General features: G+C 67.4%; 10 protein-coding genes. 3 read left to right on the top strand and 7 right to left on the bottom strand.

Annotated features, from left to right (window positions below; all coding sequences use genetic code 11):
• Positions 1-2: 2 nt before the first annotated feature.
• The 4 genes from C3Y15_RS17085 to C3Y15_RS17070 all read right to left on the bottom strand — a co-directional run bounded on the left by C3Y15_RS17085 (position 3) and on the right by C3Y15_RS17070 (position 3,297).
• A complete protein-coding gene (locus C3Y15_RS17085; protein WP_124260126.1) occupies positions 3-725 on the bottom strand; it encodes a WbqC family protein in 723 nt (240 codons plus the stop codon).
• Positions 722-2,107, bottom strand: coding sequence for an FAD-binding oxidoreductase (locus tag C3Y15_RS17080; protein WP_059561589.1), 1,386 nt, complete (start codon positions 2,105-2,107; stop codon positions 722-724). The genes C3Y15_RS17085 and C3Y15_RS17080 overlap by 4 nt, the downstream gene beginning before the upstream one ends.
• Positions 2,104-2,889: a class I SAM-dependent methyltransferase gene (locus C3Y15_RS17075; RefSeq protein WP_059561588.1), complete on the bottom strand. Its 786-nt coding sequence runs from the start codon at positions 2,887-2,889 to the stop codon at positions 2,104-2,106. The genes C3Y15_RS17080 and C3Y15_RS17075 overlap by 4 nt, the downstream gene beginning before the upstream one ends.
• Before the next feature lie 144 nt (positions 2,890-3,033).
• Positions 3,034-3,297, bottom strand: a complete 264-nt coding sequence (locus C3Y15_RS17070; protein ID WP_041493726.1) for a hypothetical protein — start codon at positions 3,295-3,297, stop codon at positions 3,034-3,036.
• Between C3Y15_RS17070 and C3Y15_RS17065 the strand changes: the two genes are divergently transcribed.
• The 3 genes from C3Y15_RS17065 to C3Y15_RS17055 all read left to right on the top strand — a co-directional run bounded on the left by C3Y15_RS17065 (position 3,296) and on the right by C3Y15_RS17055 (position 10,021).
• Positions 3,296-5,083: a tetratricopeptide repeat protein gene (locus C3Y15_RS17065; RefSeq protein WP_069246107.1), complete on the top strand. Its 1,788-nt coding sequence runs from the start codon at positions 3,296-3,298 to the stop codon at positions 5,081-5,083. The genes C3Y15_RS17070 and C3Y15_RS17065 overlap by 2 nt on opposite strands.
• Positions 5,084-5,339: 256 nt before the next feature.
• Positions 5,340-7,538 carry a glycosyltransferase family 41 protein gene (locus tag C3Y15_RS17060; RefSeq protein WP_069246108.1) on the top strand — a complete coding sequence of 733 codons (2,199 nt, stop codon included), beginning with the start codon at positions 5,340-5,342 and terminating at the stop codon, positions 7,536-7,538.
• Positions 7,535-10,021, top strand: a complete 2,487-nt coding sequence (locus C3Y15_RS17055; RefSeq protein WP_069246109.1) for a tetratricopeptide repeat protein — start codon at positions 7,535-7,537, stop codon at positions 10,019-10,021. Before C3Y15_RS17060 ends, C3Y15_RS17055 begins: the two co-directional genes overlap by 4 nt.
• Before the next feature lie 221 nt (positions 10,022-10,242).
• Here C3Y15_RS17055 and C3Y15_RS17050 read toward each other — a convergent pair whose 3' ends face one another.
• The 3 genes from C3Y15_RS17050 to C3Y15_RS17040 all read right to left on the bottom strand — a co-directional run bounded on the left by C3Y15_RS17050 (position 10,243) and on the right by C3Y15_RS17040 (position 12,989).
• Entirely contained in the window at positions 10,243-10,539 is a 297-nt protein-coding gene (locus tag C3Y15_RS17050) for a flagellar protein FliT (protein WP_014722222.1), read from the bottom strand.
• 23 nt (positions 10,540-10,562) lie between these two features.
• On the bottom strand, positions 10,563-11,981 hold the full coding sequence (gene fliD / locus C3Y15_RS17045; RefSeq protein WP_060091119.1) for a flagellar filament capping protein FliD: 1,419 nt from the start codon (positions 11,979-11,981) through the stop codon (positions 10,563-10,565).
• Between the two features lie 189 nt (positions 11,982-12,170).
• The gene (locus tag C3Y15_RS17040) at positions 12,171-12,989 is read right to left on the bottom strand and encodes a flagellin domain-containing protein (protein WP_014722224.1); all 819 of its coding nucleotides are present in this window, start codon (positions 12,987-12,989) and stop codon (positions 12,171-12,173) included.
• Positions 12,990-13,407: the final 418 nt, after the last annotated feature.

Raw genomic sequence — 13,407 nt, 5'->3', positions numbered from 1 at the left:
CTTCAGTCTTTCGAGGTCAGCGCGTACCGGCGCGCTTCGGGACCGCAGTTGAACAGCACGTCCAGCACCGTCACGCCGTGGACGAAGTCGCCCCACTGCTGCGGATACTCGGGGTAGGTCGGATAGTCGAACCAGCGCACCGCGACGCCGGCATCGGCGAACAGGTTCTCGTCGAGGTAGCTGCGCGCGGCCGGGCCGGACAGGTACTCGGTCGCGCCCGCCTGCACGCACAGGTTCAGCAGCTTCTCGGTGCGGTCGCCGTGCAGCGCATAGTCCGACGTCGACGACACGCGCGTGCCGATCTCCAGTTGCCGGAGGACCCACGTCAGCATCGCGACATTCAGCTCGCTCAGCATCCCGTAGGTGCGACCGGTGTAGAGCGCTTCGAGCTCGTCTGCATAGCGCGCGAAGTGCGGCGCGCGCGCGTAGTTCTGCTGCAGGGCCTTCCAGTGCAGCGGCCCCCAGTCGGCGCCGTCGATCTCGGTTTCGCGGATCGATTGGTGATACTTGCCCTTCACCTTCACCGGCACGCTCAGCCATTGCACGCCCTGCGGCGTCTTGATCTGGTTGCGGTTGCGCCAGTCGCGGCGCGTGTACTGCGCGTCATCGTAGAGGATGAACTCGTCGCTGGCGGCGATCAGGTCGAAGTAGCCCTTCCACGGAATGTAGTTGGACTGGACGATCGCCACCCGCTTCGCGTCGCGGTTCATGGTCGCGCCGCTCATGCCGGAATGTGGCCGTACCGGTACATGTCGACGAGCTCGGGCGGAATGCCCCAGTCCGTTGCGCCCAGCTTGTCGTGCAGCGCCTCCAGGTCCGCGCGCATCGCGTTCTGAAGCTGTTCGACCATGCGGTTGCGCGCCGGCACGAAGTCGTGCTGGTACGCGGCATTGATCTGATGGCGTACCGTCTTCGCGATCGCGGCCTCGCGCGTCATGTTGCGGATCAGCGGGCGTTCGGGCGCGAGTTCCGCGTAGCGCGGATCGACCGGCTCGCCGCGCATCGCCGCGACGAGGTCGCGGCACAGCACCGGCGACAGGTGGAAGCCGTCGCGCTTGGTGCCGCCGAGAATCCACAGTCCGCGCACGCTGGTTTCGCCGAACAGCGGATACAGGTCGGACGTCGTCGGTCGCCAGCCGACGTTGACGTTGACCAGGTTCGCGCGCGAGAAGCGGGTGTTGATCTGGTCCATCGCAGACTTGAGCAGCGTGTACGCGCTGCCGGCGTGGCCGTGCTCGTGCGGCACCGGACTGATGTAGTTGCTGGCGCCGACGAGGGTCCGGTCAGGCCCGTGCGGCGCCGAATACACACCGCACGCGAGGCCGCGGTTGGTCGTGCGCACGCAGTGCGTGTGCACGTTCTCCGCGCTCTGCAGTTCGACCGACATGCCGATGCCGTAGAACATCCGCTGCACCGGCAGCTCGGGCAGGCTCGCCTGCAGCACGCGCGTCACGTTGGCGCCGTTGCAGAGGATGAAGCGGTCCGCGCCGAGCACGCTGCCATCGGACATATGCGCCGCGGTGACGCGTCCGGCCGCGGTGTCGAGCCGCTCGACCTCGGCGTCGATGAAGCGCACGTTGCCGGCTTGCGCGACCGACGCGGTCAGCGCGTCGAGAAACTGTTTCGGATTGACCCAGCCTTCGCGCTTCAGGAAGACCGCCTTCAGCGCACGATAGCGCGGGTCCGGATGATAGTTCGGGATGCCTGACGGATCGACCGCCTCGCAGGGCTCCTCGAATTCGCGGCAGAACCGCTGCATGGCCGCGAAGTTCTCGTCGTCGAGCGCGTCGGTCGCCGCGTTGTTCAGCACGAAGGTGCCGAAGCCGTGCGCGACCGCGCGCTCCGGCGTGCAGATTTCGGCGAATACGGCGGGCCAGGCCGCCGTCGCGCCGCGGCTCAGCTCGAACTTGAAGCGGTCGATCGGCGTGCCGAGCGAATCGCCTTCCAGCTCGGTGAACGAATTGAGCATGGCCGCCGCAGCGCGCGTGGCCGAGCCGGGCCGATGCGCGTGGCCGACGATCACGAGCTCGACGCCCGGGTCGGCCTGCTGCCATGCGCGGGCCGTCATCAGGCCGAGAATGCCGTTGCCAAGGATTGCGATTTTCATTTGCGTGTGCCCCCACCTTCGGGGAATGACAGGTAGCAGAGCGACGGATATGCCGCCGCCTTGTGGATCTGGTGCGGACGGTTGCCGAGCAGGTCGCGCAGGTAATGGACGCCTTCCGCGGGCAGCTGGCCGCCGCGGGTGAGCTGCCAGAACGCGACGACGCCGCCGGGCACCAGCCGCTCCATCACCGCGTCGAACGCATGCCGGGTCGGCTCGATCACGTTCAGGTCGAACCATGCGAGCGCGACCATCTCGCCGGGATGCGCTTCGCCGAACGCCGCCAGCGTGTCGCGGCAGTCGCCTTCCCACACGTGGTGCTTGTCATGCACGTGCCCCATCGCGTTGCTGCGCTCGTGCAGGTTCAGCAGCTTGCGCAGCAGGTCGGCGTACTCGCCGGACAGCGAGTACGTGCCGTCGGAGAACAGCTTGCGGTCGCGCGTGTCGTGCTCGGCGAAGCCCGTGTAGCCCGTGAACGTATCGAATGCGTGGATGCGGCGCTGGAAGTTCAGCGGCTCGAGAATCGCGCGGAAGTTCTCGCACAGCACGGCGGTCTGCCCGCGCCACGTGCCGAGATCGAGGATCGCGCCGGGCAGCGGCACGATTTTTTGATAAATCTCAAAGGTCGCGAGAATGCGTGCGAGGAGCGAGCCGCGCACGAACAGGCCGAGCGACCGTTCCAGTTCCTCGCGCGTCGCGGGGTAGGTCTGCATCAGGTCGAACAATTCGCGGCGCGCCGCGAGCTGATCGCCATCTGCGTTGGTGATGATCGCTGATTCGTGCATACACAGGGCTCCAGGCACAAAGGGTGTGACCGGACGAGCACGCGTCGGCGCGGCGGCATCGGAATGCACAGCCGTCCGAGCGTCGCAGGTCGGACATCTTTCTGCGATCAAGTCTAGCGAGCGCCGCCGGGATCGAATGTCGGATTAGCGGGTGGTTTCACCCCGCATTTCGATGGATTCGCGGGTGTCCGGCGCGAATTCGGGGCGCCCGCCGGTGCGGCTTGCAGTCGCGGGAATAGCGACCAATTCCAGCACCTGCTCGCCAAATTGGAACGCGGCGTGCGCGAGGAGAATTCGGACACGTCGGAGACCGTCGGTGTGTGCGTCCGCGGGCGAAGGCGTGCGCCGACGCAGCGTCGCCGGCCGCGATTCGAATCCCGTATTGGCTACCAGGACGACATAGCTCATGATGCCCACCTCCCCCGCCGCCGCCACGATCGAACAGGCGCTGGCGCACCATCAGGCCGACCGGCTGGAAGAGGCCGAGACGCTGTACCGGCAGATCCTCGACACCGATCCCCGGCACGCGGACGCGCTTCACCTCCTCGGCCTGATCGGCCATCAGTACGGGCGTTATCGGCAGGCATCCGACCTGATCATGGCGGCGATCGAGATCAGGCCGGACGCGATGTACTACTACAACCTCGGCAACGTGATGCAGGCGGACAACCGTCATGCCGCCGCCGCCGAGTGCTTCCGCCTCGCAATCGAACTGCGGCCCGATTACGTCGACGCGTACAACAACCTCGGCAACGCGCTGCGGCTCGCAGGTAACGCGCGCGGCGCCGTCGATGCGTTTTGCCAGGCCCTCGCGTTGAAGCCCGACAACGGCCAGGCCTACAACAATCTTGCGAACGCGCTGTTCGACCTGAACGAGATTCCGGCCGCGCTCGAGGCATACCAGCATGCGGTCGCGCTGCGCCCCGACCTGCCGGAGCCGCGCAGCAACCTGCTGTTCGCGAGCCACTACGGCGAAACGTTCGACCACGCCGCGTATCTTGCCGAGGCCGCGCGCTACGACGAGCTCGTCACGCGGCACGCGAAGCCGTGGACGGACTGGCTCGTCGACCTGTCGCCGCGGGTCGGTCGGCCGCTGAAGGTCGGCATCGTGTCGGGCGACCTGAAGTCGCACCCGGTCGGCTATTTCATCGAGAGCATGCTCAAGCATCTCGACCCGAACCGGATCGAGATGCATGCGTACCCGACGCGCGACGTCGAGGACGACCTGACCGCCCGCATCAAGCCGGCTTTCTCGACGTGGACCCGCATCGCCGGCCTGAGCGACGAAGCGGCGGCCGCACGGATCCGCGCGGACCACATCGACGTGCTGCTCGATGCGGCCGGTCACACGATCTACAACCGCCTGCCGCTGTTCGCGTGGAAGCCGGCGCCGCTGCAAGCCAGCTGGCCGGGTTATTTCGCGAGCACCGGCGTGCGCGCGATCGATTACGTGATCGGCGACCGCCACGTGCTGCCGCCTGCCGAGGCCGCGCATTTCACCGAGCGGCCGTGGCATCTGCCGGACAGCTACCTGTGCTTCACGCCGCCGGCCGAGCCGATCGATGTCGGCGCGCTGCCGATGCTCGCGAACGGCCATCCGACCTTCGGCTATTTCGGCAAGCTCGCGAAGATCACCGATCGCGTCGTCGCGGTCTGGTCGCGCGTGCTGCAATCGGTCGCGGGCGCGAAGCTGTTCGTTAAGGCGGAGCATCTCGATGCTCCCCAAGAGCAGCAAGTGCTTGCCGCGCGCTTCGCGGCGCACGGCATCGACGCTCGGCGCCTGATCCTCGAAGGCCGCGCGCCGCGCGCCGAGTATCTGGCCGCATATCGACGCGTCGACCTGATGCTGAGCCCGTTCCCGTATCCGGGCGGCACGACGACCGCCGAGGCGCTGTGGATGGGCGTGCCCGTGCTGTGCCGCCGCGGTGACCGCTTCCTGTCGCACATCACCGAAAGCCTGCTGCATGCGGCAGGGCTGCCCGACTGGATCGCGGACGACGACGACGCGTATGTTGCGCAGGCCGTCGCGCGGGTCGGCAAGTCCGCCGAGCTGGCGGTGCTGCGCACGACGTTGCGTGCGCGCTTGCTCGCGTCGCCGCTGTGCGATGCGCCGCGCTTCGCGCGCCACTTCGAGGACGCGCTGCACGGCATGTGGGCGCAGCACGTCGAAGCCGCGCCGGTCGAGTCCGCGTGAGGTCGGTCACGGCGTGACGTGCGCCGACGATGCCGCGTCGGCGGCAAGCGGAACACGGCGGACGTCGCGCCGAGCAGCGCGCCGGCCGACCTGACGTTCCCCCGACCTGGCGGCGCGCGGCATCGTCGCCGCGATAGGCCGCGATAGGTCGCGATAGGTCGCGAAGGGATCGCGACCTCGCCCGTCACGATCGGACATCTGACGGTCGCCGATCGACTGCGTATGCGACTCATCCCTATTGAGCAGGACACACGAGATGGACGGAACAGGACAGGCATTGCAGACCGCGCTCGCGCACCATCAGTCCGGCCGTCTGGCCGAAGCGAAGACGCTGTACGACGCGATCCTCACCGCCCAGCCGGGCCAGCCGGATGCGCTGCATTTCCTGGGGCTGCTGGCGTGTCAGCTGAAGCAGTACGACGCTGGCCTCGCGCTGATGAAGCAGTCGCTGGTCGAGCGGCCGGACGCGTCGTACTTCAACAACCTCGGCAACATGCTGCGCGAAAGCGGCCGGCTCGACGACGCGATCGCGCACTACCGCCGCGCGGTGACGCTGCGGCCCGACTACCCGGAAGCGCACAACAACCTCGGCAACGCGTTGCGCGACGCGGGCGAACCGACGGCGGCGATGGCGAGCAGTGCGCGCGCGATCGAGCTGCGCGCCGATTACGCGCAGGCCTACAACAATCTCGGCAACGCGCTGCAAGACCTGGGCGACCTCGATGGCGCCGCCAAGCACTATGAACGCGCGATCGAGCTGGACGCGTCGATGGCGATGGCCCACGCGAACCTGAGCGCCGTGCGTCACAAGCAGTTGCGCTGCGCGGAAGCGCTCACCCATGCGCTGGACGCGATCCGCCTCGCGCCGAACCTGGGCGAGGCGCACAACCACGCGGGCAACGCGTATCACGGGCTGAACCGGCTCGACGACGCGCTGGCGTGCCATCGCACCGCCGTCGCGCTGAATCCCGCCGACGCCGGCGCGTGCCACAACCTGTCCGTCGTGCTGCTGAAGCTGCAGCGGCTCGACGAAGCGCTCGTGTATTGCCGGCAGGCGCTGCAGGCCGGCGCGCCCGCCGTGCTGATGCACGTGAATCTCGGCGACATCCTGCGCGCGCAGGGCAACGTCGATGCCGCGGTCCACGCGTATCGCGACGCGCTGGCGCTGGTGCGCGACGATGCCGACGACGTGGCGGCGACGGTGCTGAGCCGCTTGCTGTTCAGCGCGGCGGCATCCGCTTGCGTGAGCCCTGCCGATTACCTGGCCGATGCGCTGCGCTACGGCCGGCATCTGGCGGCGCGTTCGACGCGCTATGCGCACGATCCGCGCGAGCGGGCGGCGCGCGCGCAGGGGCGGCCGCTGCGCGTCGGCTTCGTGTCCGGCGATCTGCGCCTGCATCCGGTCGGCATCTTCCTGGAGAGCGTGCTTGCCCACCTCGACCGCACGCGCATCGACCTGCGCGTGTACGTGACCACGGACGAGGAAGACGCGATCACCGCGAAACTGAAGCCGCACGCGAGCGTCTGGCGCTCGATCGCCGCGCTGCCGCCGGAGGCCGCCGCGCGAATGATTCATGACGACGGGATCGACGTCCTCGTCGACCTCGCGGGCCATACGCAGTCGAGCGGGCTGGCCGCATTCGGCTGGAAACCCGCGCCGGTGCAGGCGAGCTGGCTCGGCTTTTTCGCGACGACCGGCTGCGACGCGATCGACTACTTCATCGGCGACCGCTACACGCTGCCGGACGCCGACGCGCATCACTTCGTCGAAGCGCCGTGGCGGCTGCCGGACAGCTTCCTGTGCTTCACGCCGCCGGCCGACGAGGTCGAGGTCGGTCCGCTGCCGATGGCGGCGCACGGCCATCCGACCTTCGGCTGCTTCGGCCAGCTCGTGAAGATCGGCGACGACGTCGTGCACGCGTGGTCGCGCATCCTGCACGCGGTGCCGGACGCGCGGCTGCTGCTCAAGGCGCACGAGCTCGGCCGCGAGGGCGTGCGCGATGCGACCGTCGCGCGGTTCGCGCGGCATGGCATCGGCGCCGACCGGCTGATCCTCGAGGCCGGTTCGCCGCGCACGGAATACCTGAACGCATATAACCGCATCGACGTCGCGCTGAGCCCGTTCCCGTACCCGGGCGGCACGACCACCGCCGAAGCAATGTGGATGGGCGTGCCGGTGCTCGGCATGAAGGGCAGCCGGTTCGTCACGCACATCTGCGAAAGCCTGCTGCACGCGGCGGGCATGGGCGACTGGATCGCGGACGGCGAGGACGCCTACGTCGCGAAGGCGATCGCGGCGGTGCGCGACCGCGAGCGGCTCGCGACGCTGCGCGCCGGGCTGCGCGCGCAACTGCTCGCATCGCCGCTGTGCGACGCGCGCCGGTTCGCGACGCATCTCGAAGCGGCGTTCCTCGCCATGTGGCAACGCTATACGAACTCGGAACAGGAAGCATGAACGATATCCACGACACGCTGCAATCCGCGCTGGCGCATCACCAGTCGGGGCGTCTCGCGGAAGCGAAGACGCTGTACGACGCGATCCTCACCGCGCAGCCGGGCCAGCCGGATGCGCTGCATTTCCTCGGGCTGCTGGCGTGTCAGCTGAAGCAGTACGACGCTGGGCTGGCACTGATGAAGCAATCGCTGGTCGAGCGGCCGGACGCGTCGTACTTCAACAACCTGGGCAACATGCTGCGCGAAAGCGGCCGGCTCGACGACGCGATCGCGCACTACCGTCGCGCGGTCGCGCTGCGTCCGGATTATGCGGAAGCGCACAACAACCTCGGCAACGCGCTGCGCGACGCGCGCGATCCGACGGCGGCGATGGCGAGCTGCGCGCGCGCGCTCGAGCTGCGCCCCGACTACGCGCAGGCCTACAACAATCTGGGCAACGCGCTGCAGGATCTGGGCGAGCACGAGGCGGCGGCGGCGAGCTACGCCAAGGCGGTCGCGCACCAGCCGCAATACGCCGACGCGTACAGCAACCTCGGCAACGCACTGCGCGCGCAGGAGAAATTCGACGAGGCTGCGGATGCCTATCGCCGCGCCATCGCGCTGCAACCGGGTTTGCGCGTTGCTCATCAAGGGCTGAGCGAGACGCTGCGCGCGGCAGGCGATCTGCGGGGTGCGGTCGACCATGCGCGCGAAGGGCTCGATCCGGGCGACGCGGACGCGCACTGCGTACTGGCAAGACTGCTGCAGCGCATGAGCGAATTCGACAAGGCGGTCGCGCTGCTCGAACGGGCGATCGAGATCGATCCCGCGCGTGCGCGGGCATGGGCCTGGCTCGGCGACCTGCGCAACCAGCAGGGCGAATACGGGCAGGCAGTGCAGGCGTGCCGGCACGCGATCGAGCTCGATCCCGAACTGGCCGATGCGTACAACTTCCTCGGCTTCGCGTATCACAACCTCAACGCGCTGGCCGCCGCGGAGTTGAGCTACCGACACGCGATCGACCTGAACCCCGACGATGCCGACGCGCATCACAACCTCGCCGCCGTGCTGTTGCGGCTCGAGAAGCTGGACGAGGCGATGGAGCACATCGAGATCGCTCGGGAGCTCGGCATCGATCCCCTCAAGATGCAGATGACGCTCGGCGACATCCGGTGGGCGAGAGGCGATTTCGCCGGCGCGCTGGACGCGTACCGCTCGGCGATCCGATACGACCTGCATCGCGCGTACTCGCGGATGCTGTTCAACATGTCGAGTTCGCCGGCGTTCGAGCCGCAGGAGTGGGTCGTCGAAGCGGTCCGCTACGGCGAACATCTCGAGCGCGATGCGGATCCGTTCGAGCACGATCGCGCGAAGCGCGTCGCGCAGGCGCATGCACGGCCGCTGCGCGTCGGCTTCGTGTCGGGCGACCTGCGCCAGCATCCGGTCGGGATTTTCCTGGAGAGCGTGCTCGGGCGGATCGACCGGTCGCGTATCGAGCCGCATGCCTATGTGACCTTCGTCGGCGAGGACGGCGTGACCGCGCGGCTCAAGCCGAACTTCGCGAGCTGGAAGAAGGTGGTCGGCCTGGGCCGCGAAGAGGCCGCGCAACTGATTCGCGACGACGGGATGGACATCCTGATCGATATGGCCGGTCACACCGATTGGAGCGGCCTGCCGATCTTCGCGCACAAGCCCGCGCCGGTGCAGGCGAGCTGGCTCGGTTTCTTCGCGACGACCGGCTGCCGCGCGATCGACTATTTCATCGGCGATGCGCACACGCTGCCCGCCGACGAGGAGCATCACTTCACCGAGCGCCCGTGGCGGCTGCCGGACAGCTACCTGTGCTTCACGCCGCCTGCGTACGACGTCGCGGTCGGCCCGCTGCCGATGGCGACCAATGGCGGCGTCACGTTCGGCTGCTTCGGCAAGCTGGTCAAGATCAGCGACGGGGTCGTCGCGCTGTGGTCGCGGATCCTGCACGCGCTGCCGGGCGCGCGCCTGCTGCTGAAGGCGTATGAGCTCGGCGCCGACGACGTGAATCGGGCGACGCTCGAGCGCTTCGCGCGGCATGGCATCAGCGCGGACCGGCTGATTCTCGAGGGCGGCTCGCCGCGCGCGGAATACTTCGCCGCGTACAACCGCATCGACATCGCGTTGAGCCCGTTCCCGTACCCGGGCGGCACGACCACCGCCGAAGCGCTGTGGATGGGCGTGCCGGTGCTCGGCATGAAGGGCGGCCGGTTCGTCACGCACATCTGCGAGAGCCTGTTGCACGCGGCGGGCATGGGCGAATGGATCGCCGACGACGAGGCGGCGTACCTCGCGAAGGCAGTCGCATTCGCGACCGACCGCGACCGGCTGGCGACGCTGCGCGCCACGCTGCGCGAGCGCGTGCTGGCGTCGCCGCTGTGCGACGCATCGCGCTTTGCGCACAACCTGGAGGACGCGCTGCACGGCATGTGGGCCAGCTACGCGGCTGGCGAGACGGCGCCCGCGGACGCGTGACGCGCGAGCGGGGCGGGGCGCGGCTGGAAGCGACGTTCGAACCGACGCTTTGTGTGCCGGCCGAATGAGCGCTACTGGGTGACCGGCGCGATCCCGCTCGCGCCCCGCGTGCCGGCGAAAAAAAAGCCGCATTGAAGCGGCTCGACGTTACGGCGACTACGGTCCGCTCGACTGGCGGCGTCTTCTAGTTCGACATCGGTACAGACCAGACGGCCTGCCGGTTACAGCATGCCCGTCTTCTGGTACAAGCTCGCGGCCTTGATGCGTTCCTGCGACTGCGCAAATTCCGCAGTCAGACGGTGATGGTCCGCCTGCGCGTGCGCCGTGATCGACGCGTCGATGGCCATGATTTGCCGCACCCGGTCCAGCGCATCCTGCGTCTGCTCGCCGGACAGGCTCATCAGCAGCGGCGAGCGTTCGCCGACGAGGGCCGCGACGCGCACCCAGTCGCGTGCGTCGGCCGCCGACTGCATGGCGCGGGTCAGGTCGAAGGCGCGGGACAGGGTGTCGGTCGTCATGGTCAGGTCCGGTTCGTAGTGGCTTACTTGTTGGTGGCCAACGCGCCGGCGCTACTCTGGCCGCCGAACAATTGAGTCAGATACCGCGTGTTGTTCGCCATCTGCGCCATCAGCGAGTTCAGCGCGGTGAACTGCGCGGTGTATTGCGTGGTCAGCTGGTTCGAGTAGGTCTGCAGTTGCGTGGCCTGACTCTGCACGTTCGTCAGATCGGCGTTGATCGCGGTGGTGCGCTGGTCGATCAAGCCGGACGTCTGCGTGTACGAGTTGATCTGCGAGTTGAGCGCCTGCGCCACGCCGTTCGTCTGGTTGAAGATCGCCGCCACCGTCGAGCTGTTCGACTTGAGTGCCGTGGTCAGCGCGGCGGTGTCGACCGTCATCGTGCCGGTCGACGTCACGTTGATGCCGATGCTGCCGAGCGCATACGTCGTGCCGCCGGTCGTGACGCCGCTGCTGAGCGTCGTCGCGAGCGCGTTCGTGATCGTGTTCAGCATCGCATCGCCGAGCAGCGGGCCGGCGCTCTTCGCCGTCGAGTCGTAGGACGACAGCGATTTCGCCGTGGTCACGAAGCTGGTGTACGCGTTCGCGAAATTGGTGATCGCATTCGTCGCCGCGGCCGTGTCCTGCGACAGCGTGATGGTTTGCGTCGTGCCGACCGCGGCTTGCGACAGCGCCAGCGAGACGCCCGTCAGCGCGCCCGTGACGGTGTTCGATGCGCTCGATACCGGCGTGCCGTCGATCGTCAGCTTCGCATCGGCCGCCGGGGTGACCGTCGTGTAGCCCGACGTCAGTTTCGAGTTGACGCCCGTGCCCGTGATCGAGATCGTGTTGGCCGCGCCGGTGGCGTTCGACTGCATCACGAGATGCTGTCCGTCCGAACCGGTGATGACCGATGCGGTAACGCCGGCATTGCCGGATGCGGAATTGATCGACGACGCGATGTCGGACAGCGATGCGCCGGCCGCCACGTTGACGTTGAACGCGGCATTGCTGCCGAAGGTGATGCTCAGCGAGCCTGCCGAGATCGTGTCCGCGGACGTCACGCCGGCCGACGACAGCTTGTTGGCGGTCGCGAGTTGCGTGACGTTGACCGAATACGAACCGGCCACCGCGCTGCTGCTGCTCGTCACCGTCGTCGCGATACCGGTGCCGCTCGCCGTCGCCGCCAGGCCGCTGAGCGTGCTGCCGTCCGAGAGGCCGGTAAGCGCGCTCTGCAGCGCCGACAGCGCACTCTTCAACTGGCCGATCGCGGACAGTTGCGTATTGTCGTTCGTCTGCCGGGTCTGCAGCGTCTGCAATTGCCCGGCCGTCTTCGCGTTCACCAGCGTCGTCACGAGCGTATTGACGTCGAGCGACGAATTGGTCGCGCCGCTGATGATCGACTGTCCGGCCTGCGACAGGAGGGTGCTGATGTCGGTGCTGCTGACGGGGGTGGTGGTGGCCATGCCGTTACTCCGGTCGTCCGCGCAATCAACGAGCGCGATGCGGCGGTGGCGCCGCGGTTCAATGCAAAGAGGGAGGCGTGCCTCCCTTGAGAATTCCGGTCAGGGCGGCGGCGTCGCATCGAGTGCCGATGGCGACGCCGCGGTGCCCGTAGGCGGGCGGGCGTATGGCCCGCCGCGCGTGCTTCTCTATTAACCGAGGAGCTTCAGGACTTGTTGCGGCAGCGAGTTCGCTTGCGCCAGAACCGAGATGCCTGCTTGCTGCAGCACTTGCGCCTTGCTCAGGTTCGCCGTTTCCGTCGCGAAGTCCGCGTCGGTGATCTGCGCGCGAGCAGCGCTCATGTTGGTTGCCTGGGTTTGCGTCGTCGAGATCGCAGCCTGGAACGTGTTCTGTGCCGCACCCAGCGTTGCCTGGAACGTGTTGACTTGCTTCAGTGCCGCGTCGATCGCCGTGATCGCCGATTGCGCACCCGATTGCGTGCTGACGCTCAGGGCGTTCACGCTCATGCCCGTGCTGTTCCAGTTCTGCGTGCCGAAGTCGACGGTAACGACCTGGTTCGCTGCTGCGCCGATCTGGAACGTGACGCTGCCCGTGCCGCCCAGGATGGTCTGGCTGTTGAACGTCGTTTGCGATGCGACACGGTCGATTTCGCCGAGACGCGTCGAGACTTCAGCTTGCAGGTTTGCACGAGCGGCCGAATCCAGCGAGCCGTCACCCGACTGCACTGCCAGCGTACGGATACGTTGCAGGTTGTCGATCGTCGATTGCAGCGCGCCGTTGGCGGTCTGGATCATCGAGATGCCGTTGTTCGCGTTTGCAACACCCTGCGTCAGCGCGTTGATTGCTGCGGTTTGCGTCGTTGCGATCGCCAGGCCTGCTGCGTCGTCAGCTGCGGTGTTGATGCGCTTGCCCGACGAGAGGCGGTTGATCGCTTGCGACAGTGCGCTTTGCGAGCCCGACAGGTTCGTCTGCGTCGTCAGCGAAAGGATGTTGGTGTTGATGTTCAGCATTTGCTTCCTCGTTTTGGAAAATGCCTGAGTACAGACAGGGGTCGTTTTCGGCGTCGCGCTTTATCGCGAGTGGCGCTGCCCGCCTTTCCTGGTTGACGGCGGCACCCGGCGAAAACTTTAGAAACTCCGTCGAGGAAATTCGGGACGGAAGTGGGATGGGGGCGCGAAGCCCAAGCCTGGCTTGGGTCGCAGCGATTTTGTGGGCGCGTGCGGCAGCCGTTCGGGACGGCATTTCGGCAGCCTTCACGCGCTCCAGCACCCCGCGAACGACAAAAGGATGGTTTTGTCTGTGATTTCCTGCTATGATGGCGGGCTGAATTGAGATTTTCTGTCACGCCTTTGCCGTTGCGGCATTCCTGCTGGCAGTCAAACGCGGCGCTGCACGCGGCTTGTGAAGCGTACTCGCGGTGCTTTCCGC

Source organism: Burkholderia sp. B10 (assembly GCF_004368385.1).
Lineage (GTDB): Bacteria > Pseudomonadota > Gammaproteobacteria > Burkholderiales > Burkholderiaceae > Burkholderia > Burkholderia vietnamiensis.
The sequence above is the reverse complement of the archived record's forward strand: the minus strand, read 5'-3'. Positions and strand labels throughout refer to the sequence as shown.

What these genes read in the sequence shown, in the direction of transcription:
- C3Y15_RS17085 (WP_124260126.1), bottom strand. Translation starts at nt 725, where the DNA reads ATGAGCGGCGCGACCATGAACCGCGACGCGAAGCGGGTGGCGATCGTC.
- C3Y15_RS17080 (WP_059561589.1), bottom strand. Translation starts at nt 2,107, where the DNA reads ATGAAAATCGCAATCCTTGGCAACGGCATTCTCGGCCTGATGACGGCC.
- C3Y15_RS17075 (WP_059561588.1), bottom strand. Translation starts at nt 2,889, where the DNA reads ATGCACGAATCAGCGATCATCACCAACGCAGATGGCGATCAGCTCGCG.
- C3Y15_RS17065 (WP_069246107.1), top strand. Translation starts at nt 3,296, where the DNA reads ATGATGCCCACCTCCCCCGCCGCCGCCACGATCGAACAGGCGCTGGCG.
- C3Y15_RS17070 (WP_041493726.1), bottom strand. Translation starts at nt 3,297, where the DNA reads ATGAGCTATGTCGTCCTGGTAGCCAATACGGGATTCGAATCGCGGCCG.
- C3Y15_RS17060 (WP_069246108.1), top strand. Translation starts at nt 5,340, where the DNA reads ATGGACGGAACAGGACAGGCATTGCAGACCGCGCTCGCGCACCATCAG.
- C3Y15_RS17055 (WP_069246109.1), top strand. Translation starts at nt 7,535, where the DNA reads ATGAACGATATCCACGACACGCTGCAATCCGCGCTGGCGCATCACCAG.
- C3Y15_RS17050 (WP_014722222.1), bottom strand. Translation starts at nt 10,539, where the DNA reads ATGACGACCGACACCCTGTCCCGCGCCTTCGACCTGACCCGCGCCATG.
- fliD (WP_060091119.1), bottom strand. Translation starts at nt 11,981, where the DNA reads ATGGCCACCACCACCCCCGTCAGCAGCACCGACATCAGCACCCTCCTG.
- C3Y15_RS17040 (WP_014722224.1), bottom strand. Translation starts at nt 12,989, where the DNA reads ATGCTGAACATCAACACCAACATCCTTTCGCTGACGACGCAGACGAAC.